General features: G+C 69.6%; 17 protein-coding genes. 14 read left to right on the top strand and 3 right to left on the bottom strand.

The features are described from left to right. Positions 1-240: 240 nt before the first annotated feature. Genes LMA02_RS32515 through LMA02_RS32505 form a run of 3 tightly spaced genes read left to right on the top strand, consistent with a single transcriptional unit; the run spans position 241 to position 4,205 of the window. Positions 241-1,725, top strand: a complete 1,485-nt coding sequence (locus LMA02_RS32515) for a benzaldehyde dehydrogenase (protein WP_228910769.1) — start codon at positions 241-243, stop codon at positions 1,723-1,725. A 14-nt stretch (positions 1,726-1,739) separates the two neighbouring features. Next, complete coding sequence (locus LMA02_RS32510) at positions 1,740-2,867, top strand: NAD(P)-dependent alcohol dehydrogenase (RefSeq protein ID WP_228910768.1); 1,128 nt, start codon at positions 1,740-1,742, stop codon at positions 2,865-2,867. Positions 2,868-2,894: 27 nt separating this feature from the next. Next, positions 2,895-4,205, top strand: coding sequence for a helix-turn-helix domain-containing protein (locus LMA02_RS32505; protein WP_228910767.1), 1,311 nt, complete (start codon positions 2,895-2,897; stop codon positions 4,203-4,205). Between the two features lie 129 nt (positions 4,206-4,334). Here LMA02_RS32505 and LMA02_RS32500 read toward each other — a convergent pair whose 3' ends face one another. Continuing rightward, the gene (locus tag LMA02_RS32500; protein ID WP_228910766.1) at positions 4,335-5,057 is read right to left on the bottom strand and encodes an OmpW/AlkL family protein; all 723 of its coding nucleotides are present in this window, start codon (positions 5,055-5,057) and stop codon (positions 4,335-4,337) included. A gap of 260 nt (positions 5,058-5,317) precedes the next feature. On the opposite strand from LMA02_RS32500, the gene LMA02_RS32495 reads away from it, so the two are divergent. Beyond that, positions 5,318-6,439, top strand: a complete 1,122-nt coding sequence (locus LMA02_RS32495) for an AraC family transcriptional regulator (RefSeq protein ID WP_228910765.1) — start codon at positions 5,318-5,320, stop codon at positions 6,437-6,439. A gap of 53 nt (positions 6,440-6,492) precedes the next feature. Here the strand turns inward: LMA02_RS32495 and LMA02_RS32490 are convergent, their stop codons facing one another. Then, positions 6,493-7,677, bottom strand: a complete 1,185-nt coding sequence (locus LMA02_RS32490) for a sugar transporter (protein WP_126223715.1) — start codon at positions 7,675-7,677, stop codon at positions 6,493-6,495. 193 nt (positions 7,678-7,870) lie between these two features. On the opposite strand from LMA02_RS32490, the gene LMA02_RS32485 reads away from it, so the two are divergent. Further along, positions 7,871-8,545 carry an HAD family hydrolase gene (locus LMA02_RS32485; protein ID WP_228910764.1) on the top strand — a complete coding sequence of 225 codons (675 nt, stop codon included), beginning with the start codon at positions 7,871-7,873 and terminating at the stop codon, positions 8,543-8,545. A gap of 118 nt (positions 8,546-8,663) precedes the next feature. Here the strand turns inward: LMA02_RS32485 and LMA02_RS32480 are convergent, their stop codons facing one another. Further along, positions 8,664-8,906 (bottom strand): DUF6566 family protein, encoded by a 243-nt coding sequence (locus tag LMA02_RS32480; protein WP_228910763.1) that lies wholly within the window; start codon positions 8,904-8,906, stop codon positions 8,664-8,666. A 213-nt stretch (positions 8,907-9,119) separates the two neighbouring features. On the opposite strand from LMA02_RS32480, the gene LMA02_RS32475 reads away from it, so the two are divergent. From LMA02_RS32475 to glgX, 9 genes are all read left to right on the top strand, one after another. Continuing rightward, positions 9,120-9,335 (top strand): hypothetical protein, encoded by a 216-nt coding sequence (locus LMA02_RS32475; protein ID WP_228910762.1) that lies wholly within the window; start codon positions 9,120-9,122, stop codon positions 9,333-9,335. Then, a complete protein-coding gene (locus LMA02_RS32470; RefSeq protein WP_228910761.1) occupies positions 9,332-9,670 on the top strand; it encodes a hypothetical protein in 339 nt (112 codons plus the stop codon). Before LMA02_RS32475 ends, LMA02_RS32470 begins: the two co-directional genes overlap by 4 nt. Continuing rightward, positions 9,667-11,892 (top strand): VTT domain-containing protein, encoded by a 2,226-nt coding sequence (locus LMA02_RS32465; RefSeq protein WP_228910760.1) that lies wholly within the window; start codon positions 9,667-9,669, stop codon positions 11,890-11,892. The genes LMA02_RS32470 and LMA02_RS32465 overlap by 4 nt, the downstream gene beginning before the upstream one ends. Beyond that, positions 11,883-12,692 carry an endonuclease/exonuclease/phosphatase family protein gene (locus LMA02_RS32460; RefSeq protein ID WP_228910759.1) on the top strand — a complete coding sequence of 270 codons (810 nt, stop codon included), beginning with the start codon at positions 11,883-11,885 and terminating at the stop codon, positions 12,690-12,692. Before LMA02_RS32465 ends, LMA02_RS32460 begins: the two co-directional genes overlap by 10 nt. 12 nt (positions 12,693-12,704) lie before the next feature. After that, positions 12,705-13,193 (top strand): phage protein NinX family protein, encoded by a 489-nt coding sequence (locus tag LMA02_RS32455; protein ID WP_228910758.1) that lies wholly within the window; start codon positions 12,705-12,707, stop codon positions 13,191-13,193. A 300-nt stretch (positions 13,194-13,493) separates the two neighbouring features. Then, positions 13,494-16,886, top strand: coding sequence for a maltotransferase domain-containing protein (locus tag LMA02_RS32450; RefSeq protein ID WP_228910757.1), 3,393 nt, complete (start codon positions 13,494-13,496; stop codon positions 16,884-16,886). Further along, positions 16,886-20,296 (top strand): maltose alpha-D-glucosyltransferase, encoded by a 3,411-nt coding sequence (gene treS / locus LMA02_RS32445; protein WP_228910899.1) that lies wholly within the window; start codon positions 16,886-16,888, stop codon positions 20,294-20,296. The genes LMA02_RS32450 and treS overlap by 1 nt, the downstream gene beginning before the upstream one ends. Next, entirely contained in the window at positions 20,293-22,494 is a 2,202-nt protein-coding gene (gene glgB / locus LMA02_RS32440) for a 1,4-alpha-glucan branching protein GlgB (RefSeq protein ID WP_228910756.1), read from the top strand. Before treS ends, glgB begins: the two co-directional genes overlap by 4 nt. A 34-nt stretch (positions 22,495-22,528) precedes the next feature. Beyond that, the gene (glgX, locus tag LMA02_RS32435) at positions 22,529-24,643 is read left to right on the top strand and encodes a glycogen debranching protein GlgX (RefSeq protein ID WP_228910755.1); all 2,115 of its coding nucleotides are present in this window, start codon (positions 22,529-22,531) and stop codon (positions 24,641-24,643) included. Position 24,644 lies beyond the last annotated feature (1 nt).

Genomic DNA, 24,644 nt, shown 5'->3' with positions numbered 1-24,644 from the left:
CTGCACCATCAATCCCCACCGCGTCATCAGCCGGCATGCCGCAACAACCCACGCAACGACTGTTCAGTTTCCGCACACATAACCACAAACGCCCCACGATCCGCGCGAGCCCAGCGGGTGGGAACAAACCCGGATAGCTCCGTCTCCCCGCGCCCGCCTACCCTCGCGCGCATGCCGGTCGACACCCAAGCCCCCAAGCAACGCCCGATCCGGCCGATCCGAATTTCCCCAGGAGCGTAAATGGATAGCAGCACCAGCAGCAACACCAACACCGCACTATTCAACGCCGACATCTGGCGCGGCAAGACGTTCACCGGACGCTGGCACGCGAGCGCGCACGCCGCCGACGTGATCGAACCGGCGACCGGCAACACGCTCGGCCGCATCGGTCTCGCCGACGGCGCGGCCATCGCCGACGCGTCGGCCGCCGCGCATCGCGCGCAGCCCGCATGGTTCGGCCTGCCGTACGACGAGCGTGCGGCGGTCCTGCGTCGCGCGGCGGCCGTCGCCGAAACGCACTTCGATGCGATCGTCGACTGGCTCGTGCGCGAAAGCGGCTCGACGCGCGCGAAGGCGTCGTTCGAAACCTCGGTCACGATCAAGGCACTGCACGAAGCGGCCGGGCTGCCGTCGCGCGCGGCCGGCGAGGTGCTGCCGTCGGCGGCCGGCCGGCTGTCGCTCGCGCGTCGCCGCCCGCGCGGCGTGGTCGGTGTGATCTCGCCGTTCAACTTCCCGCTGTACCTCGCGATGCGCGCGGTCGCGCCGGCGCTCGCGCTCGGCAACGCGGTCGTGCTGAAGCCCGATCCGCGCACCGCCGTGTGCGGCGGCGTCGCGATCGCCCGCGTGTTCGAGCTCGCCGGCTTGCCAGCAGGCGTGCTACACGTGCTGCCCGGCGACGGCGCGGCCGGTGCCGCGCTGGTCGCCGATCCGCATGTCGCAATGATCCAGTTCACCGGCTCCACCGCGGCCGGGCGCAAGGTCGGCGAAGCGGCCGGCCGCCATCTGAAGAAGGTGTCGCTCGAACTCGGCGGCAAGAATTCGCTGATCGTGCTCGACGATGCCGATCTCGACCGCGCGGTCGCGAACACCGCATGGGGCGCGTATCTGCATCAAGGCCAGATCTGCATGGCGACCGGCCGCGTGCTCGTGCAGCGCGCGATTCACGACCGCTTCGTCGCGAAGCTCGTCGAGAAGGCGCAAAGTCTGCGCGTCGGCGACCCGGCCAGCGGCGACGTCGGCCTCGGCCCGCTGATCAACGCCACGCAACGCGACCATGCGGCGAGTGTGGTCGACGCGGCTCGTCGCGCCGGCGCACGCGTCGAGACGGGCGGTGGCCATCGCGACCTGTTCTTCGAGCCGACCGTGCTGAGCGGCGTCGCGCCGGGCAATCCGGCGTTCGACGAGGAAATCTTCGGGCCGGTCGCGATCGTCGTGCCGTTCGATACCGACGAAGACGCGATCGCGCTCGCAAACCGCACCGAATACGGGCTGTCGATGGCGATCCTGTCCGCCGATGTCGGCCGCGCGCTGAGGATCGGCGAGCGGCTGAATACCGGGCTGCTGCACATCAACGACCAGACGGTCAACGACGAAGTGATCAACCCGTTCGGCGGCGTCGGCGCATCGGGCAATGGCTCGAGCATCGGCGGTGCGGCAAACTGGGAAGAATTCACGCAGTGGCAGTGGCTGACGATCAAGGGCGAAGCGCCGCTGTATCCGATTTGACGAGGAGACCGACCATGTACACAGAAAACGATACGCGCGCCGTCACCGCGGCCGTCGCCCGCGCCGCCGGCGCGCCCTTCTCGATCGAACCGGCCCGGATCCGCGCGCCGCGCGGCGACGAGGTGCTGGTGCGCGTCGTCGCGACGGGCCTGTGCCACACCGACCTGATCGTGCGCGACCAGTACTATCCGGTGCCGCTGCCGGCCGTGCTCGGTCACGAAGGCGCCGGCGTGGTCGAGGCCGTCGGCCCGAACGTGAAGACGCTCGCCGCCGGCGATCACGTCGTGCTGACCTATGGCGCGTGCGGCCACTGCGCGTCGTGCGTCGGCGGTCATGGCGCGTATTGCCGGCAGTTCTTCACGCTGAACTTCGGCGGTGCCGATGCCGACGGACAGACGGCCATCCGCGACGCAGCCGGCCAACCGCTGCACGATCATTTCTTCGCGCAGTCGTCGTTCGCGAGCTACGCGCTCGCGCGCGAGAACAACGCGATCAAGGTGCCAAAGGAAGCGCCGCTCGAACTGCTCGGCCCGCTCGGCTGCGGCATCCAGACCGGCGCGGGCGCGGTGATCAATTCGCTCGCGGTACGCACGGGCAGCAGCTTCGCGAGCTTCGGCGCCGGCGCGGTCGGTATGAGCGCCGTGATGGCCGCGCGTATCGCGGGCGCCACCACCATCATCGCCGTCGACATCGTGCCGTCGCGGCTCGCGCTGGCGCTGGAGCTCGGCGCGACGCACGCGATCAACAGCAAGGAAGTCGACGTCGTCGACGCGATCCGCGAGATCACCGGCGGCGGCGTCGACTACGCACTCGAATCGACCGGGCTGCCAGCCGTGCTGTCGCAAGGGATCGACGCGCTCGGCTCGCGCGGCACGATGGGCGTGGTCGGCGCGCCGAAGCTCGGCACGAAGGCCGAATTCGACGTGAACAGCCTGCTGCTCGGCGGCCACACGATCCGCGGCATCGTCGAAGGCGACAGCGTGCCGCAGACCTTCATTCCGCAACTCGTGCAGCTGCATCTGCAAGGCCGGTTTCCCTTCGACCGGCTGGTGAAGTTCTATCCGCTCGAGCAGATCAACCAGGCCGCCGCGGACAGCAGCAGCGGCATCACGCTCAAACCGATCCTGCGGTTGCCGCATTGAGCGTGGGGGGCCGCCGGCGGCCCCCCGATGCAAATCGGCGGCACGCCGCGTGCGCCCCTGCACGGCATGAAGATACCCCGCTTCGGGCACCGGGCTATATTACGCATTCGCGCGACACGCCGGCCGGCATGCCCGGCCCGGACGTTCGACCCCACATGGAGCGCATGTGTGAACACAGTCCCTGAATCTCCTGCACGGCCGGTCGACCTCGACCGGCTCCGCGCCCGGTTCGCGGCGGGCGAGCCGCTGCCCGAAACGGCGTTGCCGGCCAGCGTCGCGCGCTCGTGGCTGCGTTCGCGCGACGCCGGACTGCGGCCATGGCAAAACGCCCGCTATGAAATGCAGCGCGAGCTCGACGAATCGCGCGCGGACCGGCGGCTCTACCGTTGCGTCGCGCAGGAGATCGAGCCGCTGTGGGCCGCGTTCGGCGGCCGCGAGTGGACGATCTTCTGCGTCAATCCGCGCGGCACGATCGTGCATGCGCGGCGCAGCCCGCAATGCGACGACGCGCTGCTGACGCCAATCGTCGCCGGCCGCCGGATCGTCGAACCGAACATCGGCACGACCGCGCCGAGCTGCGTGATCCACGACGGCGCCGAGGCCGTCGTCGCGGGCGCCCAGCACTATCTCGACGAGTTCTCGCGGGTATTCTGCCTCGCGGTGCCGCTGGTCGGCCTCGACGGCGACGTGATCGGCGCGCTCGACATCACGGGCATCGGCCGGCGCAACGTCGTGCAGCTGCGCGAGCAGTTCCGGCACGCGGCGCTGTCCGCCGAGCAGCGGCTGTATGCGATGTTGCGCGACTGCCATCTGCTGCAGGTCCAGCACGATCCGCGCTGGCTCGGCACGCCGCTCGCCGGCGTCATTGCACTCGACGGAGCGGGCCGCGTGCGCGCGGTGAGCCGGCTTGCCAGGCAGATGCTCGATCTCGCGCCCACAGGGCCGGTCGCGCCGTACGACCTCCGGCAACTGTTTCCCGGTGCGACGCCCGCGCAACAGCGTCGTTTGCTGACACCAGCGCGCACGCCGCAGCGGATCGCGCGCGACGATGGTAGCCACCTATGGGTGCGCACGCTGCGCGCGCCGCTCGATCGGGCGACGATGGCGCGCCACGCCGATGGGCTCGAAGACGCCGCCGATGTGTGCACCGCAGCACCGGCCGCCAGCCCGCAGGCAAGCCTGCACGAACAGTCGCTCGAAGCAATCCGCCGCGCGCTCGACGAACACGACGGCAATGTGTCGGCGGCCGCCCGGCAACTCGGCATTTCACGCACGACGCTGTACGCGAAGCTCAGGCGGCTCGATGCTGCGGGGATCGGGACTGACGGGCTGCATTGACGCGGCGTGCAACGTGCGGCGTGCAACGTGCGGCGTGCGGCGTGCGGCGATGGGCATGAAACGATGGCGGCCACGCCATCGCCCTGCCCGATTCGTTGCGAACCCGATCGCCGCCGTCGCATCCCCCGGTCAGAATGCGTAATTGACCGACACCAGCGTGACGAGCGGATCCAGCGTGATCTTCGCGACGCTCTTGACCACGGCACCGTTCGGCAGCCGGGTGGTCAAATTGGCTTTCGTCCCGAACGGCAGGTAGGAAACGGAAAGCCCGGCCGACCAATGTTTGTCGAACTGATAATTCAACCCGCCATTGAAGACTGGCGACCATGCGCTGTCGACGTCCGCGCTCGTCGACAGGCCCGTCGTCGCGCCGTGCGTCAATTGCGCGCTCAACGCCTGCTGGAACGCGGGACCGACATGCACGTTCGTAAACCAGATATAGCTGACGCCGATGCCGAGATAGGGTCTCCATCGGGCATCCGCGCGGCCGAAATAATATTTCAGCAGCAGCGCCGGACTCCACTGGCGGACGTCCCCGAGCGGATTGATCGCCGCGGAAGACAGCACACCGGTACCCGAGAGCTTGAATTTCGGCGGAATGCCGGCGACCGTCTCCACCGCGATGTTGTCGGTCAGGAAGTGCGTGAAGGTGATGCCGAGTGTGTCGGCGTGATCGACGCTCGAGCCCGTATCGGGCACGGCGTGTCCGCTGATTTCGAGCGGATCGCTCGAGGTTTGCGGGGCGATTCTCAACCAGCCCGTTCCGACCACGTTGTTTCCCGCGGACTGCGCGTGCGCTGCCGCGCTCGCGACCAGCATGGCGGCAGCCGCCGCCAGTTTCATCGATTTCATTGAACGGAATCTCCATATTTATTTTTCGCCACGAGCGCGCAGGTCGGCCGTGGCGTGCCGCCACTATGGCCGGCGACCGGGGCTTTGGAAATGTTTGAAACGGACGCGAAAATTGTCCGTGTTCGCTACCACACGGAACCCGCTGATTGACGTAACGTGGTCACTGCGGACCGAGCCCGCGGCACATCGATGCACCGGATGACCCGCTTCCGGGCCGCGACGAGAACCGACGACCTGATTCAGAGATGAGCAGCAGCAACATGCGATTGAACCCGACGCAAGCCGGCCCTGGCGCCGGCCTGCCGTCGTTGCCGGTCGATCTGGCGACCCTGTCCGAAAAGCGCTCGTCCCCGTCGAAACTCGCGGCGCTGATGGAAGTCGCAGCGCATCTGGAGCTTGAAACGTCCACGGTGCTCGCCGGGACCGATCTCGACTCGAACGACGTAGCGAACCCCTTCACGCTGACGTCGGCGCAACAATTCCTGACGGCCGTGCGCAACGCGCTCCGGCACTATCCTGGCGCCGATCTGGGCGTGCGGGTCGGCAGGTTGCTGCATGCATCGAGCTACGGGATGTACGGGTACGCGACGCTGTGCGCCGAAACGCTGGGGGAGGCGTTCGATGCGGCGGTCCGGTTCCACCGGCTCGCGAACGGCTTGCTCGGCATTCGCTGGGTCATGGAAGACGATCTGGCGACCTGGTATTTCCCCGCCCGGGAAGACGTCGCGCTGCCCGAGCTCGACGCGCGGTTGTATGGCTTCCTGCTCGACATGCAGTTCGTGCTCCACGCGACCTTCGTCAAGGACGTGATGGGACCGTGGTGCGTGCCAGTCCACGCACGATTTGCATGCGGGCAACCGGCCCATGCGGCGCTGCTTGCCGAAACGCTCGACTGTCCGGTCAAATTCGATCAGGACTGTCATGCATTGAGCTATCCCGCCGCCTGGATGTCGCGGGCGCCGCAGCTTGCCCACCCGATCACGGCGGCCCAGGTCTCGCGGCACTGCGCGCAGTTGCTCGACGAACTCCAGGATCGCTCCGGGATCACGCTGCACGTCTACGACGAACTGATGCGCATCCCCGGCAGATTCCCGGACATCGACGCGATCGCCGGGACGCTGCACATGACTTCAAGGACGTTGCGCCGCAAGCTCGACGCCGCGGGCACGTCGTACAACGAACTGCTGACAGGCGTGCGCAGGGCGCTGGCGATCGACTATCTCGGCACGACCGCATTGAGCACCGAAGACATCGCGCTGGTATTGGGATTCAGCGATGCCGCGAGTTTCCGGCATGCGTTCAAGCGCTGGACCGGCATGACGCCGAACGAGGTGCGCAGCAACGCGGACCCGGCGCCGCGATCGTCGAGCATGACAGGTTGATGCCGCCATTGCGGCGTGATCGTCGATCGTCGGCGCGACAGTGAATCGGCGCGCTACGCCACCGCCCGCCGCTCATGCAGCCGCAACGCGGCCCACGCGATCCCGGCCGAGAAGATCCCGACCACCCCGCCGAACGTGCCGATCCACGGCAGCCCGAACGCCCCGGCGATATGGTTGCCGAGCAGCGCGCCGGCGCCGATCCCGACGTTGTACAGCCCGGAAAAGATCGACACGGCGAGATCGGTCGCCTCGGGCGCCAGCTTCAGCACCCACGCCTGCATCGCGAGACCGAAGCAGACGATCGCGCCGCCCCAGACCAGCGTGTGAACGGACAGCGTGACGATGTTCAGCGCGCTCGGGAACAGGATCAGCAGGCAGGCTGACAACGCGATGATCGACGCGAGCAGGAAGTCGGCCGGCCGCTCCGGGAACACGCGGTTGAAGCAGAGCGCGGCCGGCACGCCGGCGACGCCGAACAGGATCAGCACGTAGGTAATCCGGCTGCTGCTCGCATGATTGACGCTCTGCACGAACGGCTCGATGTACGTATACGACGTGAAGTGCGCGGAGATCACCAGCACGGTGATCGCGTACAGCGACACCAGCGCCGGCTTGCGCAGGAACGTGCCGATGCTCGCGAGCGAGCCGGCGCCCTGGCTGGGTAGCGTCGGCAGCGTCATGCGCAGCGCCAGCAACGCGACGGCCGCCGCGCCGCCGATCACGAGGAACGTGACGCGCCAGCCGAGCGCCTCGCCGATCACGCGCCCGAGCGGAATGCCGGCGACCATCGCGGTCGCCGTGCCCATCGCGAGCAGGCCGAGCGCGCGGCTTTTCCGGTCGCTCGGCGCGAGCCGCACGGCCAGCGGGACGGATATCGACCAGAACACCGCATGCGCGCACGCGATGCCGAGCCGGCCGAGCATCAGCACCGTGAAATTCCACGCGACGCCGGTGACGACATGGCTGCCGATGAACACCAGCAGCGCGCAGCTCAGCAGCTTGCGGCGCTCGACGTGACGCGTGACGAACGTCAGCGGCAGCGACACGACGGCGACGGCCCACGCGTAGATCGTCAGCATCAGGCCGACGGCGGTCGGCTGCATCTGCAGGCTGTCGCCGATCGCGCTCAGCAGCGCGACGGGCACGAATTCGGTGGTGTTGAAGATGAAGGCAGTGAGTGCCAGGGCCAGAACGCCCCACCACGACTGTTCGGAACTGACGGCGTCCGGGGTTGCCATACGGGAATTCGACGAAGGTTGGCGGCGCGGGCAGCCGGCCCGTCGCATCGGCGCGATTGTACCAGCGGCGCTTGACACGCCGCTGCCGGCCGCGGTGCACGAACACGACGATGACACGGCCGTGCCCCGATAATGTGTCGAAACCGCTTTCCCCGAACGAATCGCCCGAACGCCATCGGGCCAGGAGATTTACATGCGCATTGAAACGTCATTTCTGTTCGATCTCGACGGCACGCTCGTCGACAGCGTCTATCAGCACGTGCTCGCGTGGAAGGAAGCGCTCGATGCCGAGGGCATCGAATTGTCGGTGTGGCGCATCCACCGCAAGATCGGGATGAGCGGTGGCCTGTTCCTGAACCAGCTGCTGCGCGAAACGGCCGGCGACATCGACGCCGAGCGCGTCGAGCGGCTCTCGCGGCTGCATGCGGCCGCGTACCAGCGGCTGCGCGCGCAGGTCCGGCCGCTGCCGGGTGCACGCGAGCTGCTGGCCGCGCTGTCGAATGCCGGCATTCGCTGGGCGATCGCGACCAGCGGGCGGATGGAAACCGCCGCGATCAATCTCGAGGCGCTCGGCGTCGATCCGGCGAAGAACGTCGTCGTCACGCGCGACCAGGTCAAGTACGCGAAGCCCGATCCCGACCTGTTCCTGACCGCCGCCGCGAAACTGAACGTGCCGATCGAACATACGGTCGTGGTCGGCGACAGCATCTGGGACATGCTCGCCGCGAGCCGCTGCCGGGCGCTCGGCGTCGGGCTGCTGTCGGGCGGTTACGGCAGCGACGAGCTGGAACGCGCGGGGGCGCTGCGCGTGTATGACGATCCGGCGGATCTGCTGTGGCATCTGGACGAGATCGCGGCGCGGCCGTAATGCCTGAACCGTCCGCCTGACCCGCATCGTCCGGCTCTCCGCGATCGCCTTCGTCGGCTTCGGTCCCCTCGGGCACGCGTCTCCATGCCGGAGGCGCGTGCCAACCCGGGACGGGTGGTCAGTCGTCGTCCACGCGCTTGTCGACCAGATAGCGCCCGCGCTCGACGCCCGCACGTAGCGCCTCGTCCTCGGTCAGCCATTCGGGGCCGGACGGCTCGGGTACATACAACTCGATGCGCGCGCCATCGACATACACCTGCACCTCGTCGTCCCACGCGCCGCGCGCGTTGCGTCGCGCCCATACGCGAATCTCGTGGCCCCGATATGGGTCGCGAACCTGTGCGTCCTGTTGATGTTGCATCCTGGCCCCCTGTACTTATCTGCGATGAAGATGCAAAAAATGCGCGCCGCATGATCGCCGCGCGCGGCGTCGGCCCCGCGCGCACGCGGCGTGCCCGGTATCGGCCGATCCGGCACGGGCCTTGCGTCCCTATTGAGCATCGAACCGGACACCCAACCGGATATCAAACCCGGTATCAAACCACTCTAGTACGCCAAACAAAAGGAGGCCACGATGATCGACACGCGGCACGACACGCTCGGCACCGGCCGCGTGGGCGTGAAGCGATTCATCGTCCCGCAGTTGAACGACGATTCGGACACGGGTCACATCCCGGTGTCGCTCTCACGCACGAGCGGCGCGGAATTTGCGGCGATCTGCGGACCGTTGCAAAGCGTCACCGGCATGTGGACCTGTCTCCCGGATACCTCTTCAAGGAGTTTCGCGTGACCCAGACCGACTTGCTCTCCTACCTCGTGACGAGCCAGCTGACGGCGCGCATGCGCGGCCGCGCCTGGCTGTCGACCAGCCAGGCGGTCGGCGCGCTGCGTGCATGGCTCGAGTGCCATCACGCCGAATGCGGCTGGCTCGACCGAATCAGGATCGTGGACGCGTCCGTGACGATTGCGCAAGGCATCTACGAGATCGCGTGCGCGTACGGCGATCCGGACAGCGGCGAACGCATCCGGCTCGACGCCGATTCGCCGCAACTGCAGGCGCTGCGCGCACGTTGCGACGTGCTGCTGCAACGCATCGACGGCCACCGGGACGTCAACGTCCGATGATCGTGCCGGGACGCATGACCCGCGCCGCAGTCGCGACGGCGCGCGCGGACGACGCGACAGCCGACCCGTCGCGCCTGGACGAGCCGGTGCGGCACGGGCTGCTCGAACGCGGGCGCAACTGCGACACGATCCGCCATGCGGACCGCTTCGCGATGCTGGTGGACGGCGACGCCTATTTCGCGACGCTGCGTGCCGCGCTGCGGCGGGCGCGTCATACGGTGTTCATCGTCGGCTGGGACGTCGACAGCCGGATGCACCTCCCGCCTGCCGACGCCGACGCCAGCGACGGCCTGCCCGACACGCTCGCCGCATTTCTGCATGCACTTGCATCCACGCGACACAACCTGCGCATCTACGTGCTCGCGTGGGACTTCGCGATGATCTACGCGCTCGAGCGCGACTGGCCGCCCGTCTATCGCGCCGCGTGGCGCGCGCATCGCGGCATCCGGTTCCGGCTCGACGACACGCATCCGCGCGGCGCATCGCATCACCAGAAACTCGTCGTGATCGACGACCGGCTCGCGTTCGTCGGCGGGCTCGACCTGACGCGCGCACGCTGGGATACACCCGCGCACGCGGCCGACGATCCGCGCCGCCGCGACGCGCAGGGGATGCCGTACGGGCCGTTTCACGACGTGCAGGCGATGTTCGACGGCGACGCGGCCGTCGCGATCGGCGAGCAGGCGCGCGTGCGCTGGTTCAATGCATGCGGGCGTCCGATCGCGATCCGCGCGCAGCGGCATCTCGATCGTGAGGAAGACGTCGATCCGTGGCCGCCCGGCGTGCGCGTCGACCTGCGTGACGTGCGGCTCGGCATCGCCTACACGGCGCCGCGCCACCGCGACCGCGAGCCGGTGCGACAGGTGTGCGCGCTCGTCGAGGACACGATCCGCGCCGCGCGCCGGCACGTGTACATCGAGAACCAGTATTTCACCGCGGCGGTGGTGCGCGAAACGCTGTCCGAGCGGCTCGCCGATCCGGATGGGCCCGACGTGACGGTCGTCGCGCCGCGCGTGCAGAGCGGCTGGCTGCAGGAAGCGACGATGGGCGTGCTGCGCGCGCGGCTGCATGGCACGCTCAAGGCCGCCGACCGCTTCGACCGCTACCGGTTGCTGTATCCGCATGTCGACGGCCTCGGCGACGCGTGCGTGAACGTGCACAGCAAGCTCGCGATCGTCGACGACGAATGCATCGTGATCGGCAGCGCGAACCTGAACAACCGGTCGATGGTGCTCGACACCGAATGCTGCATCGCGCTCGTCGCGGCCGGCGAGCCGCGCATCCGCACCTCGATTGCCGGCCTGCGCGAGCGCCTGCTGGCCGAACATCTCGACACGACGCCGGCCGCGGTCGCCGCTGCGTTCACGCATGACGAACGTCCGAACACCGTGCTCGACCGGTTGCGCGAGAAGCCCGGCCGCACGCTGCGCACGCTCGAGCCGGCCGTGACGCCGCAACTCGACGCGCTGGTGCCGGTCAGCGCGCGACTCGACCCCGAGCAGCCGATCGAGCCGGACCGCTTTGTCCGCGAGTTCGTGCCGCACGAGCAGCACCGCTCGCTGACCGCGCGCTTCTTCGTGCTCGGCGCGGCCGTGCTGCTGGTCGCGGCGCTCGCGCTCGCGTGGCGCTTCTCGCCGCTCGGCAAGGAACTGAACATTGCGTCGCTCGCGCGAGCGGCCGCTCACGCCGCGCAGTTGCCCGGTGCGCCCGCGCTGCTGCTGGCCGGCTACGTGGTCGCAGCGACGCTGTCGGTGCCGATCACGCTGCTGATCACGGTGACGGGCCTGGTGTTCGGCGCGTGGCCGGGCTTCGCGTATGCGGCGCTCGGCACGATGGGGGCCGCCGCCGCGACCTACGGGATCGGACGCTGGCTCGGGCACGACGCGGTGCGCCGGCTCGCCGGCACGCGCGCAAACCGGCTCAGCGAACACATCGGCCGGCGCGGCGTGGTCGCGATGGCCGTGCTGCGGCTGCTGCCGATCGCACCGTTCACGATCGTGAACCTGGTCGCCGGCGCATCGCACATCGGCCTGCGCGACTATCTGGTCGGCACCGCGATCGGGATGCTGCCCGGTATCGTGCTGACCGTCACGTTCGCGCACCAGTTGACCGCCGCGTTCAGCCATCCGGGGCCCGGCGCGTTCGCGTGGCTCGCGGCGATCGGCGCCGTGCTGGTCGGCGTGTCGGTGCTGCTCGTCAGGATGCTGCGACGATGGCACTGAGCGCGCAGCCGGCCCCGCCGCCGGACATCGTCACGTCGGACGGCCCGCCCGCCGCCGCGCCGGGCGGGCGCGACCTGCGGATCGCGACGTACAACATCCGCGGCGGCTACGGTGCTTGGCACACGCGCGCGGCCGACTGGATCGCGCAGGTGATCCACGAACTCGACGCGGACGTGATCGCGCTGCAGGAAGTGCCGCTCGGCGGCACGCACGCGCCCGACGTGCTCGCGCACCTGCGCGACGCCACCGGCATGCATGCGGTAGCCGGCCCGACCATCGATACGCCCGAGCGCCGCTACGGCAACGCGGTGCTGTCGCGCTGCCCGATTCGCGCGGCGCGCACGCTGGACCTGTCGTTTCACCAGCGCGAGCCGCGCGGCGCGCTCGATGCCGACATCGACTGCGGCGCGGGCACGATCCGCGTGGTCGCGACCCATCTCGGGCTGTCGGCGCGCGAGCGCAGCGCGCAGGTGCAGCGGCTGCTCGCCGCCTTCGACACCGGTGCGATGCCGGTGATCCTGATGGGCGACATCAACGAATGGTTCGTGCGCGGCCGCGCGCTGCAGGCGCTCGTCACGCGGTTCCGGCGCGCGCCGGCGCCGCGCACGTTCCCGACGCTCTACCCGGTGTTCTCGCTCGACCGGATCTGGATCCACCCCGGCGAGTGGCTGGTCGACGTGAACGTGCATCGCAGCATGCGCGCGCGGCGCGCATCCGATCACTACCCGCTCGTCGCACGCATGCGTGCCACGCCGGGCACGCCGCTTGCGCGACGGGCGCCCCTGCCTGATGAAACCTGACGGAGCTTGCCGATGCGAACCGACGAACTCGCCGGAACCGCCCTCGATTACTGGTGCGCGCGCGCATTGTGCGCGAATGACGAAGGCACGCTGTACTTCACGGCCGTCGACCCGCGGGTGATTTTGACCAGTGCGTGCGACGCGTTGCGCCGCCTCGACGCGCATTTCGCGCCGTCGGCGTCGTGGGCCGATGCCGGTGCGGTGCTCGAGCGCGTGGGCGAGCTGCGGATCGCGCGGTGCGACGACGGCGTCGAATGCGACGCCTGCTTTATCGACGGCCCGTCGACCTGGGCGGCACGCGCGCCGGACGCGCGCACCGCGCTGCTGCGCGCGTTCGTGCGTGCGCGCTTCGGCGACGAGGTCGACACGCCGCCGTCGTTCGCGCACCGGATCGAGCACGGGGCGGCGGTGCGCTACGACCCTGGCGTGCCGATTCCGGAAGCGGACGATGATTCGGCGACGGGAGACAGTTCGGATATTCGGTCGATTCCGCGGATGTGAGGGGTGTGTTGCGGGGGGTATCGGCTGCTTGCGGGGTGCCGCGACGATGCCCACCCCGTGCGCCGAGTTTTTCACCGATACCTCGACGTCATTGGCAAAAATTTCACGAGTCGGCCCCCCTCCTCGACCACGCGAATCCACATAAAAGTGCCGAGATCGTGCACCAGCGATGCAACAACGATCGTCCCGAGCCGCCATGACTCGCGTCAGCGCTTGCCACACAGGACCCATCCCGGCAGGAACGCGCATTGCGGCGAGCACACCTGTTGCCGATCCGGCCGCCGCCCGCACACGCTACCCATGAACCCCACACCGCCCTTCGCTCCTCACATCTACTTCTGCGACGCCCGCCTCGTCGGCCCGCTCGATGCATGGCCCGACACGTTCCAGCACATCGCCGGCATGGGCTTCGACCACGTGCTGATCGGCGGCTTCTGGGCTGCCAGCGTCGCGGGCTTCCCGCGCCACGTCGCCGATTTCCACCGTCCGGCCGCGACGTTCGCGACGCGCGCCGGCGCGCTCGAGACGTTCTCGCGGCTCGCCCAGCTCGCGCACGGCCACGGGCTGCGCGTGCTGCTCGAAGTGGTGCCGGACCGCATCGCGCGCGACAACCCGCTGCGCACCGAGCATCCGGACTGGTACGTCGAGCGGGCGCACGACGACGCGTTGATCGATCCGCGCAGCGCCGCCCATGAAATGGATATCGCGCATGCCCAGGTCGGCGAAGACGCCGCGCACGACGCGCTGTCTGCGTGGTGGTGCACGCACCTCGCCACGTTCGCGGACGCCGGTGCGTCGGGTTTCCTGATCGACGCGCCGCATCGCCTGCCGGCCGCGTGGTGGCCCGGCTGGCGCGCGGCGCTGCGCCGCGCGCGCCCGGACGTCGCGGTGCTGGCCGGCGTGCCCGGCCATGCGCGCGACGCGCTCGCCCAGCTCGAGGCGGCCGGCTTCGATGCGGTGTTCTCGTCGGTACGTTGGTGGGACCTGCACGCGCCGTGGTTCGTCGACGAACACCGGCTGCTGCGGCGCATCGGCTCGCCGATCGCGTTTCCCGACGCAATCGACGGCCCGCGCCTCGCCGACACCTGGAATACAGCCCCGGACGAGACGGTCGCCCGCGCGTACCACCGCGCGTTGTGGACCGCCGCCGCGGTCGGCACCGGCTGGCTCGTGCCGATGGGCTTCGAGCGCGGCGTCGCGTTGCCGCTGATGGCGCGCGACGCGGACGCCGCCCGCTATCGCGCCGCGCTGGACGACGCGCGCTTCGACCTGTCCGGCGCGATCGCCGACGCGAATGCATGGCGCCGCGCGACACCGCTCGCGGCCGAGCGCGGCGAAATCGCGCAACTGAGCGCGCCGGGCGCGCGCGCGACGGCGCTGCTGCGCGGCATGGGCCCGTCGCTCGAATACGACGACACGGCGCTGCTGATCGCGCTGAATCCCGATCTGGATTCGCCGACGCACGTCGATCCCGCGACGATCCTGCCCGGCGTGCCGGGCGGCTTCACGCATGTCTCGCCACCGGACGGCGCGCACCCGCACGCACCGGTCGCGCTGGAAGCCTTCACGCTCGAGCCCGGCGGCTATGCGCTGCTCGAAGCGCGGCGCGCGCCGCCCGCGCTCGCTCGCGCCGATGCCGCGGGCGAGCGCACCGCGCTGTCGGCCGCGCTCGCGGCCGACCGGATCGCGATCGAACGCGTCGAGCCCGCGGTCGACGGCGGCCGCTTCGCGATCAAGCGCGTGATCGGCGAAACACTGGTTGTGCACGCATCGATCTTCACGGACGGCCATGCGCATCTCGCGGCCGCGCTGCAATGGCGGGCGGACGACGAAGACACGTGGCGCGAAGTGCCGTTCGTCGCGGAGCCGAACGATCGCTGGCACGCGCGCGTCGCGCTCGACCGGATTGGCCGCCACGTGTTCCGCGTGATCGCATGGCGCGACGATTGGGCGTCGCTCGTCACCGACATCGCGAAGAAGCGCGCGGCCGGCCAGGACGTGACGCTGGAGGTACGCGAGGCGCAACTGCTGCTCGCGACCGCGTTGAAGCACGCCGATCCGGCCGATCGGCACGCGCTCAAGCGGATGGAACAGCTCACCGCCGACTTCAAGGACGCGTCGCCCGACGCGCGCCTCGCGCTGCTCGACGCCCCCGAGCTCGCCGACGCATACGCGGCGCTGCGCTACCGGCCGTTCGTCACGCACGACGACGCTGTCTACCCGGTCGAGGTCGAACGCCGCGCCGCGCGCTTCTCGAGCTGGTACGAGATGTTCCCGCGCTCGGCGAGCAACGACCCGCACCGGCACGGCACGTTCGACGACGTGATCGCGCAATTGCCGCGCATCCGCGACATGGGTTTCGACGTGCTGTATTTCCCACCGATCCATCCGATCGGCACGACCGCGCGCAAGGGCCGCAACAACACCCTGAAGGCCGGCCCCGACGACGTCGGCAGCCCGTATGCGATCGGCTCGTCCGAAGGCGGCCACACGGCCGTGCATCCGCAGCTCGGCACGCTCGCGTCGTTCCGCACGCTGGTCGATGCAGCGCATGCGCAAGGGCTCGAGATCGCGCTGGATTTCGCGATCCAGTGCTCGCCCGATCATCCGTGGCTCGCCGCGCATCCGGGCTGGTTCGCGTGGCGGCCCGACGGCTCGCTGCGCTATGCGGAGAATCCGCCGAAGCGCTACCAGGACATCGTGAACCCCGATTTCTACGCGCCGGATGCGCTGCCCGACCTGTGGCTCGCGCTGCGCGACGCGGTGCTGTTCTGGGTCGACGCCGGCGTACGGATCTTCCGCGTCGACAATCCGCACACGAAGCCGCTGCCGTTCTGGGCGTGGATGATCGCCGACGTGCGCGGCAAGCATCCGGACGTCGTGTTCCTGTCGGAGGCGTTCACGCGGCCGGGGATGATGTACCGGCTCGCGAAGATCGGCTTCTCGCAGTCGTACACGTATTTCACGTGGCGCGAGACGAAGCGGGAATTCATCGACTACCTGACCGAGCTGACGGCCGGCCCCGCGCGCGAGTTCTTCCGGCCGAACTTCTTCGTGAACACGCCCGACATCAATCCGCGCCACCTGCAGAACGCCCCGCGCTCGCAGTTCGTGATCCGCGCGGCGCTGGCGGCCACGCTCGCCGGGTCATGGGGCCTGTACTCGGGCTTCGAGATCGGCGAATCGGCGCCGCTGCCCGACAGCGAGGAATACGCGGACGCGGAGAAATACGAGCTGCGCGTTCGCGACTGGCGCAAGGCCGCGCACATCGGCGCCGAAATCGCGCGGCTGAACCGCGCGCGGCGCGATCATCCAGCGCTGCAGACCCATCTCGGCCTCACCTTCGTCGATGCGGACAACGATCAGGTGCTGGTGTTCGTGAAGGCGACGCCCGCGCACGACAGCGTCGTCGCGGTCGCGATCAGCCTCGACCCGTGGCATCCGCAGGCCGCGAATTTCACGCTCGATGCGGCGCTGTGGCGCGGCTTCGGGCTCGTCGACGGCGAACCGCTCGACGTGCTCGAACAGGACGCCGCGCATGCCGAAACCTGGCGCGGGCATCGCCAGTACGTATCGCTCGACCCGCATGTGCGGCCGTACGCGATCTGGCGGCTCGCACCGTCTCCCGGCGCCGCGCGAGCGGAGGCGCCCGACCCGGCCGATGCCCGGGGCCATTCCGGAGCACACGGATGATGAAACGCGAAGATCCCCTCGACGACGTGCGCCGCGCGCAGTTCCCGTCCCTCGCACCAGCCGGCACGCCGCGCCGGCGCCGTTCGCGGCGCCGCGCGCCCGCGCTCTGCGCGGACGATCCGCTGTGGTACAAGGACGCGATCATCTACCAGGTGCACGTGAAGTCGTTCTACGACTCGAACAACGACGGGATCGGCGACTTCCCGGGCCTGATCATGAAGCTCGACTACATCGCCGAGCTCGGCGTCGACACGATCTGGCTGCTGCCGTTCTACCCGTCGCCGCGCCGCGACGACGGCTACGACATCGCCGACTACCGCGACGTGCATCCCGACTACGGCACGCTCGCCGACGTGCGGCGCTTCATTCGCGAAGCGCACGCGCGCGGCATCCGCGTGATCACCGAGCTCGTGATCAACCACACGTCGGACCAGCATCCGTGGTTCCAGCGCGCGCGGCGCGCGAAGCCCGGCTCGATGCATCGCGACTACTACGTGTGGTCCGACACCGACACGAAATACGCGGGCACGCGGATCATCTTCCTCGATACCGAAACCTCCAACTGGACGCACGACCCGGTGGCCGGCCAGTACTACTGGCACCGCTTCTACTCGCACCAGCCGGACCTGAACTTCGACAACCCGGCCGTCGTGCGCGAGGTGATCCAGGTGATGCGCTTCTGGCTCGATCTCGGCATCGACGGGCTGCGGCTCGACGCGGTGCCGTACCTGGTCGAGCGCGAAGGCACCAACAACGAGAACCTGCCGGAAACGCATGCGATCCTGAAGCGGATCCGCGCGACGATCGACGCCGAGTATCCGAACCGGATGCTGCTCGCGGAAGCGAACCAGTGGCCGGAGGACGTGCAGGAATATTTCGGCGAAGAAAACGAATGCCACATGGCGTTCCACTTCCCGCTGATGCCGCGCATCTACATGTCGATCGCGAGCGAGGACCGCTTCCCGATCATCGACATCATGCGGCAGACGCCGGCGCTCGCGCCGAGCAACCAGTGGGCCGTATTCCTGCGCAATCACGACGAGCTGACGCTCGAGATGGTGACCGACTCGGAGCGCGACCTGCTGTGGCAGACCTATGCGAGCGACCGCCGGGCGCGGATCAACCTCGGGATCCGGCGCCGCCTCGCGCCGCTGATGGAGCGCGACCGGCGCCGCATCGAGCTGATCAACTCGCTGCTGCTGTCGATGCCCGGCACGCCGGTGATCTACTACGGCGACGAGCTCGGCATGGGCGACAACATCCACCTCGGCGACCGCGACGGCGTGCGTACGCCGATGCAATGGTCGTCCGACCGCAACGGCGGCTTCTCGCGCGCGGACCCGGAACTGCTGGTGTTGCCGCCCGTGATGGGCTCGCTGTACGGCTATGACGCGGTCAACGTCGAGGCGCAGACGCGCGACCCGCATTCGCTGCTGAACTGGACCCGCCGGATCCTGTCGACGCGCCGCGCGACGCAGTCGTTCGGCCGCGGCTCGATCCGCTTCCTGCGTCCGGAGAACCGCAAGGTGCTCGCGTACCTGCGCGAGCTCGAAGGCCACGAGACGGTGCTGTGCGTGGCGAACCTGTCGCGCGCGTCGCAGGCGGTCGAGCTCGACCTGTCCGAATTCGCGGGCCGCGTGCCGATCGAGATGACGTCGGACTCGCCGTTTCCGCCGATCGGACAGCTCACGTACCTGCTCACCTTTCCGCCGTACGGGTTCCTGTGGTTCGTGCTGTCCGAGCACGGCCGTGAGCCGTCGTGGCGACAGCCGCACGCGGAGCCGCTGCCCGAATACGTGACGATCGTGATGCGGCGCGGCGACGCGCGGCCCGACGTCGGCCAACTGCACACGCTCGCGCACGATGCGCTCGCGTCGTGGCTCACGCGGCGGCGCTGGTTCGCGTCGAAGGACCGCAAGATCGGCGACGCGTGGCTGAACGTCGTCACGCCGATGCCGGACGAACCGTTCCAGTACGCGGAAGCCTGGGTGTCCGCGAGCGACGGCGGCGTCGAGCGCTATGTCGTGCCGCTCGCCACCGCATGGGGCGGCGAGACCTCGCATCCGCTGTTCACGCAGCTCGCGCTCGCCCGCGTGCGGCGCGGCCATACGGTCGGCTACCTGACCGATGCGTTCGCGCTGCCGGCGTTCGCGCGCGGGATGCTGCGCAAGCTGCGCGACGGCGCGACGGTGCCGACGTCCGACGGCGGCCGCCTCGACTTCCTGCCCGAGCACGCGCTCGCCGGGCTCGATCCCGGCGACGAGGCCGAGGTGCGCTGGCTCGCGGCCGAGCAGAGCAACAGCTCGCTCGTGATCGGCGACGCGATCGTGCTGAAGCTCGTGCGCAAGGTCGCGCACGGCATCCATCCGGAAGCGGAGATGAGCCGGCACCTGACGCGGATCGGCTATGCGAACACCGCGACGCTCGCCGGTGAAGTCGTGCACGTCGATCCGGACGGCACGCCGCATACGGTCGCGATCCTGCAGCGCTACGTCGACAACCAGGGCGACGCGTGGACGCGTTCGTTCGACTTCCTGCGGCGCGCGATCGACGAACTCGCGCTGCCGGCCGCGGGCGACGGCGACGCGACCGACGTCGACGACGAACCCGATGCGCTGCTCGGCTACGCGGCGTTCGCGGGCATCATCGGCACACGGCTCGGCCAGTTGCACGTCGCGCTCGCGCAACCGTCCGACGATCCCGCGTTCGCGCCTGAAGCCGCGACGTCCGAGCACGTCGACGGCTGGTGCGTGGATGCGATCGCATCGTTCGAGCGCGCGCTCGACGTGCTGCGCACGCAGCTCGACAAGCTCGATCCGGTCAACCGCGCGGCGGCGGACGTGCTGCTCGCGTCGCGCGACGCGGCCGTCCAGGCGATCGGCGAACTCGTGCCGCGCACGCTCGACGCGCAATGCACGCGCATTCACGGCGATTTCCATCTCGGCCAGGTGCTCGACGTGCAAGGCGACGCGCTGCTGATCGACTTCGAAGGCGAACCGGCGCGCCCGCTCGACCGGCGCCGCGCGAAATCGCATCCGCTGCGCGACGTGGCCGGCCTGCTGCGTTCGCTGTCGTACGTGAGCGCAACCGCGCAGTTTGCGATCGAGAAGGCGCCGCCGCAGACGGCCGGCCGCAAGCGTGCGCTGTTCGACCGCTTCGGGCAGGCCGCCGCCGACCGCTTCGTCGAATGCTATCGCGCGGCCGCCGATCAGGCTCTCGAGCGCTTCGTCGACCCGCGTTACGCGGACCGCCTGCTCGCGCTGTTCCTGATCGACAAGGCGTCGTACGAGCTGTGCTACGAAGCCGCGAACCGCCCCGACTGGCTCGGCGTGCCGGTTGGCGGCCTCGCCGCGCTGATCGAACGCCTGCTCGATACCGACCGCGCGCCCGACCACGGAGGCAACCGATGACCGACATGCTGTTCGACCGCTCCGACATCGACGCGCTGCTCGCCGGCCGCCATCCGGACCCGTTCGCGTGCCTCGGTCCGCACGCGGACGCCGGGCGGGTCGTCGTGCGCGCCCTGCTGCCCGGCGCGCGGCGCGTGCGCGCGGTAACGCCCGACGGCGACGAACTCGGCGCGCTCGCGTGCGTCGACGACGCCGGCTGCTTCGCGGGGACGCTCGCGCACGACGGCCGCTACCGGCTGGCCATCGACTGGCCGGACACGCGCCAGATCACCGAGGACGCGTACGCGTTCGGCACGCTGCTCGACGACGCGGCGCTCGCGCGTTTCGCGGCCGGCGACCCGGCCGCCGTGCTCGATTGCCTGGGCGCGACGCCCACGTGCGTCGACGGCGTCGGCGGCGTGCGCTTCGCGGTGTGGGCACCGAACGCGCAGCGCGTATCGGTCGTCGGCAACTTCAACACCTGGGACGGCCGCCGGCACCCGATGCGGCTGCGCCGGCCGTGGGGCGTCTGGGAGCTGTTCGTGCCGGGCATCGGCGCCGGCGAACACTACAAGTACGAGCTGCGCGCGGCCGACGGACGCGTGCTGCCGCACAAGGCCGACCCCTGCGCGCGCGCGACCGAAGCGCCGCCGCGCACCGCGTCCGTCGTCGCCGACACCGCGGCGCTCGACGCGTTCGCCTGGCACGACGACGGCTGGCTGCACGCGCGCCCGCCCGCGGAGCGCCGCTTTCGCGTGCCGTGGTCGATCTACGAGGTGCATCCGGAATCGTGGCAACGCGTGCCCGAGGAGATGGACCGCAGCGCGACCTGGGACGAACTCGCCGAGCGGCTGATCCCGTACGTGCGCGGCATGGGCTTCACGCACGTCGAATTCATGCCGATTTCCGAATACCCGTTCGGCGGCTCGTGGGGCTACCAGCCGCTCGCGCAGTTCGCGCCTTCCGCGCGCTTCGGGCCGGTCGACGGCTTCGCGCGCTTCGTCGACCGCGCGCATGCGGCCGGCATCGGCGTGATCGTCGACTGGGTGCCCGCGCACTTCCCGAACGATCCGCACGGCCTCGCGCAATTCGACGGCAGCGCGCTGTACGAGCACGCCGACCCGCGCGAAGGCATGCACCCGGACTGGAACACCTGCGTGTTCAACCTCGGGCGCAACGAGGTCAGTGCGTTCCTCGTCGCGTCGGCGCTCGCGTGGGCGCGGCGCTTTCACGTCGACGGCATCCGCGTCGACGCGGTCGCGTCGATGCTGTACCGCGACTATTCGCGCAACGAAGGCGAATGGGTGCCGAACATCCACGGCGGGCGCGAGAACCTCGAATCCGTCGCGTTCCTGCGCACGCTCAACGACACGCTCCACGGTGCGCTCGCGCCGCCCGGCGTCGTCACCTTCGCGGAGGAATCGACCGCGTGGCCGGGCGTCACGGCGCCGACCGGCGACGGCGGGCTCGGCTTCGACTTCAAATGGAACATGGGGTGGATGCACGACACGCTGGCGTATGTGCGCGAGGATCCGATCCATCGCCGCTATCACCACGACCGGATGACGTTCGGGCTCGTCTATGCGTTCTCCGAACGCTTCGTGCTGCCGCTGTCGCACGACGAGGTCGTGCACGGCAAGGGCTCGCTGGCCGTGAAGATGCCGGGCGACGCCTGGCAGCGGCTCGCGACGCTGCGCGCGTACTTCGGCTTCATGTGGGCGCATCCGGGCAAGAAACTGCTGTTCATGGGCAGCGAGTTCGCGCAATGGGCCGAGTTCGCGCACGATGCGACGCCGCACTGGGACCTGCTCGACGCCCCCGCGCATCGCGGCGTGCAGCGGCTCGTGCGCGACCTGAACCGCGCGTATGCGGCCGAACCGGCGCTGCACGCGCTCGATTGTCACGCGGCCGGCTTCTCGTGGCTGATCGGCGACGATCGCGACAACAGCGTGTTCGCGTTCGCGCGCCGCGACGATACCGGGCGCCTCGTCGTCGCGATCAGCAACTTCACGCCCGTGCCGCGCCCCGGCTATCGCGTCGGACTGCCCGCGCCCGGGCACTGGCGCGAACTGATGAACACCGATGCCGCCGTGTACGGCGGCACGAATGCCGGCAACGACGGCGCCGTCTGGACGGAGGAGGTGCCCTCGCACGGCGAGTCGTGGTCGGCCACCTTGCGCCTGCCGCCGCTCGCGACCCTCTGGCTGAGCCCGGCCTGACGCCCGGCGCCCTCGACACGGAGACAATCCCCCCATGCCGACCGCCCTGCCTTCCCGTCTCGAACCCGGCCGCAGCTATCCGCTCGGCGCCACGTGGGACGGCCTTGGCACCAACTTCGCGGTGTTTTCCGCGCATGCGCAGCGCATCCAGCTGTGCGTGTTCGACCCGACCGGCCGCAAGGAACTCGCGCGCCTCGACCTGCCCGAATGCACCGACGAGGTGTGGCACGGCTACCTGCCGAACGCGCATCCGGGCACCGTGTACGGCTTTCGTGCGGATGGCCCGTACCAGCCGCAGCACGGTCATCGCTTCAACCCGACCAAGCTGCTGCTCGACCCGTACGCGCGCAAGCTGGTCGGCCAGTTCCGCTGGTCCGACGCGCTGTTCGGCTATCGCGTGCATTCGAACCGCGCGGACTTGTCGATGGACCGCCGCGACTCGGCGCCCGCGATGCCGAAGGCCGTGGTCGTCGACGAGGCGTTCGACTGGCGCAACGACCGGCGCCCGGACGTGCCATGGCGCAGCACCGTGATCTACGAGACGCACGTGCGCGGCGCGTCGATGCGCCGCGCCGGCCTGCGCGTGCCGGAACGCGGCACGTTCGCGTCGCTCTCGCATCCGGCGTTCATCGATCACCTGCTGTCGATCGGCGTGACGACGATCGAACTGCTGCCGGTGCATGCGTTCCTGCAGCAGCGGGCGCTGGTGAACCGCGGGCTGCGCAACTACTGGGGTTACGATACGGCCGCGTTCTTCGCGCCGGAGCCCTCGTACCTGACGACGCGGCGGCTCGACGAAATGCGCATCGCGATCCGGCAGCTACACGCGGCCGGCATCGAGGTCGTGCTCGACGTCGTCTACAACCACACATGCGAAGGCAACGAGCTCGGCCCGACGCTGTCGTGGCGCGGCCTGGACAACGCGAGCTACTACCGGCTGCGGCAGGACGACCGGCGTTACCACGTCGACGAGACCGGCTGCGGCAACACGCTGAACCTGTCGCATCCGCGCGTCGTGCAGATGGTGATGGATTCGCTGCGCTACTGGGCCACCGCGTTCAACATCGACGGCTTTCGTTTCGATCTCGGCGTGACGCTCGGCCGCGAGGATCACGGCTTCGAGCCGGGCGCGGGGTTTTTCGACGCGTTGCGGCAGGATCCGGTGCTCGCGCAGCGCAAGCTGATCACCGAACCGTGGGATCTCGGCCCCGGCGGCTATCAGCTGGGCCGTCATCCGCCCGGCTTCGCCGAATGGAACGACCGCTTTCGCGACACGGTGCGGCGCTTCTGGCGCGGCGATGCGGGCCAGCGCCCGGAACTCGCCGCGCGGCTCGCGGGCTCGGCCGACCTGTTCAACCATCAAAGGCGCCGAACCTGGGCATCGATCAATTTCGTGACCGCGCACGACGGCTTCACGCTCGCCGATCTGGTGTCGTATGCGCACAAGCACAACGAGGCGAACGGCGAGGACGACCGCGACGGCCGCGACGACAACTGCAGCGCGAACTGGGGCGCTGAAGGCGCCACCGACGATGCGTCGATCCGCGACCTGCGCGCGCGTGTCGCGCGCTCGATGCTCGCGACGCTGTTTACCGCGCTCGGCACGCCGATGCTCGTCGCCGGCGACGAATTCGGCCGCACGCAGCACGGCAACAACAACGCGTATTGCCAGGATAACGAAATATCGTGGCTCGACTGGGACCTCGCGCACAGCGAGGCAGGCGTCCAGATGATCCGTTTCGTGTCGCGGCTCGCCGCGCTGCGGCGCATGTACCCGGTGATGTCCGCGCCGCGCTATCCGTCGGGCGACCGCGACGGCGCGCCGGGCATGCGCGAGATCGGCTGGTTCGACGAACACGGCCTCGAGCTGAGCGTGCCCGCGTGGGAAGACGGCGAGCGCCGCGCGCTGACGATGCGGCGCGTCGGCGCCGGCCGCACCGGGCGCACCGAGGCGTTGCTCGTGATGCTGAACGCGTCGGCCGGCACCATCAAGTTCAAGCCGCCCGCACCGGTGCTCGACTACCGCGTGCTGCTCGACACCGCGACGCCCGACTCCGGCCCGCGCTCGTGGCCGGAGGCCGGCCTCGACGTCGCCGCGCACACGGCCGTGATCGCGGTCGCGGCCGTGCCACCCGACCTGCCTTCGTGAG

The organism is Burkholderia sp. B21-005, from assembly GCF_020843965.1.
GTDB classification, from domain to species: domain Bacteria; phylum Pseudomonadota; class Gammaproteobacteria; order Burkholderiales; family Burkholderiaceae; genus Burkholderia; species Burkholderia ambifaria.
The sequence above is the reverse complement of the archived record's forward strand: the minus strand, read 5'-3'. Positions and strand labels throughout refer to the sequence as shown.

Coding starts and splice junctions, on each gene's coding strand:
- LMA02_RS32515 (WP_228910769.1), top strand. CDS start 241: ATGGATAGCAGCACCAGCAGCAACACCAACACCGCACTATTCAACGCC.
- LMA02_RS32510 (WP_228910768.1), top strand. CDS start 1,740: ATGTACACAGAAAACGATACGCGCGCCGTCACCGCGGCCGTCGCCCGC.
- LMA02_RS32505 (WP_228910767.1), top strand. CDS start 2,895: ATGCAAATCGGCGGCACGCCGCGTGCGCCCCTGCACGGCATGAAGATA.
- LMA02_RS32500 (WP_228910766.1), bottom strand. CDS start 5,057: ATGAAATCGATGAAACTGGCGGCGGCTGCCGCCATGCTGGTCGCGAGC.
- LMA02_RS32495 (WP_228910765.1), top strand. CDS start 5,318: ATGCGATTGAACCCGACGCAAGCCGGCCCTGGCGCCGGCCTGCCGTCG.
- LMA02_RS32490 (WP_126223715.1), bottom strand. CDS start 7,677: ATGGCAACCCCGGACGCCGTCAGTTCCGAACAGTCGTGGTGGGGCGTT.
- LMA02_RS32485 (WP_228910764.1), top strand. CDS start 7,871: ATGCGCATTGAAACGTCATTTCTGTTCGATCTCGACGGCACGCTCGTC.
- LMA02_RS32480 (WP_228910763.1), bottom strand. CDS start 8,906: ATGCAACATCAACAGGACGCACAGGTTCGCGACCCATATCGGGGCCAC.
- LMA02_RS32475 (WP_228910762.1), top strand. CDS start 9,120: ATGATCGACACGCGGCACGACACGCTCGGCACCGGCCGCGTGGGCGTG.
- LMA02_RS32465 (WP_228910760.1), top strand. CDS start 9,667: ATGATCGTGCCGGGACGCATGACCCGCGCCGCAGTCGCGACGGCGCGC.
- LMA02_RS32460 (WP_228910759.1), top strand. CDS start 11,883: ATGGCACTGAGCGCGCAGCCGGCCCCGCCGCCGGACATCGTCACGTCG.
- LMA02_RS32455 (WP_228910758.1), top strand. CDS start 12,705: ATGCGAACCGACGAACTCGCCGGAACCGCCCTCGATTACTGGTGCGCG.
- LMA02_RS32450 (WP_228910757.1), top strand. CDS start 13,494: ATGAACCCCACACCGCCCTTCGCTCCTCACATCTACTTCTGCGACGCC.
- treS (WP_228910899.1), top strand. CDS start 16,886: ATGAAACGCGAAGATCCCCTCGACGACGTGCGCCGCGCGCAGTTCCCG.
- glgB (WP_228910756.1), top strand. CDS start 20,293: ATGACCGACATGCTGTTCGACCGCTCCGACATCGACGCGCTGCTCGCC.
- glgX (WP_228910755.1), top strand. CDS start 22,529: ATGCCGACCGCCCTGCCTTCCCGTCTCGAACCCGGCCGCAGCTATCCG.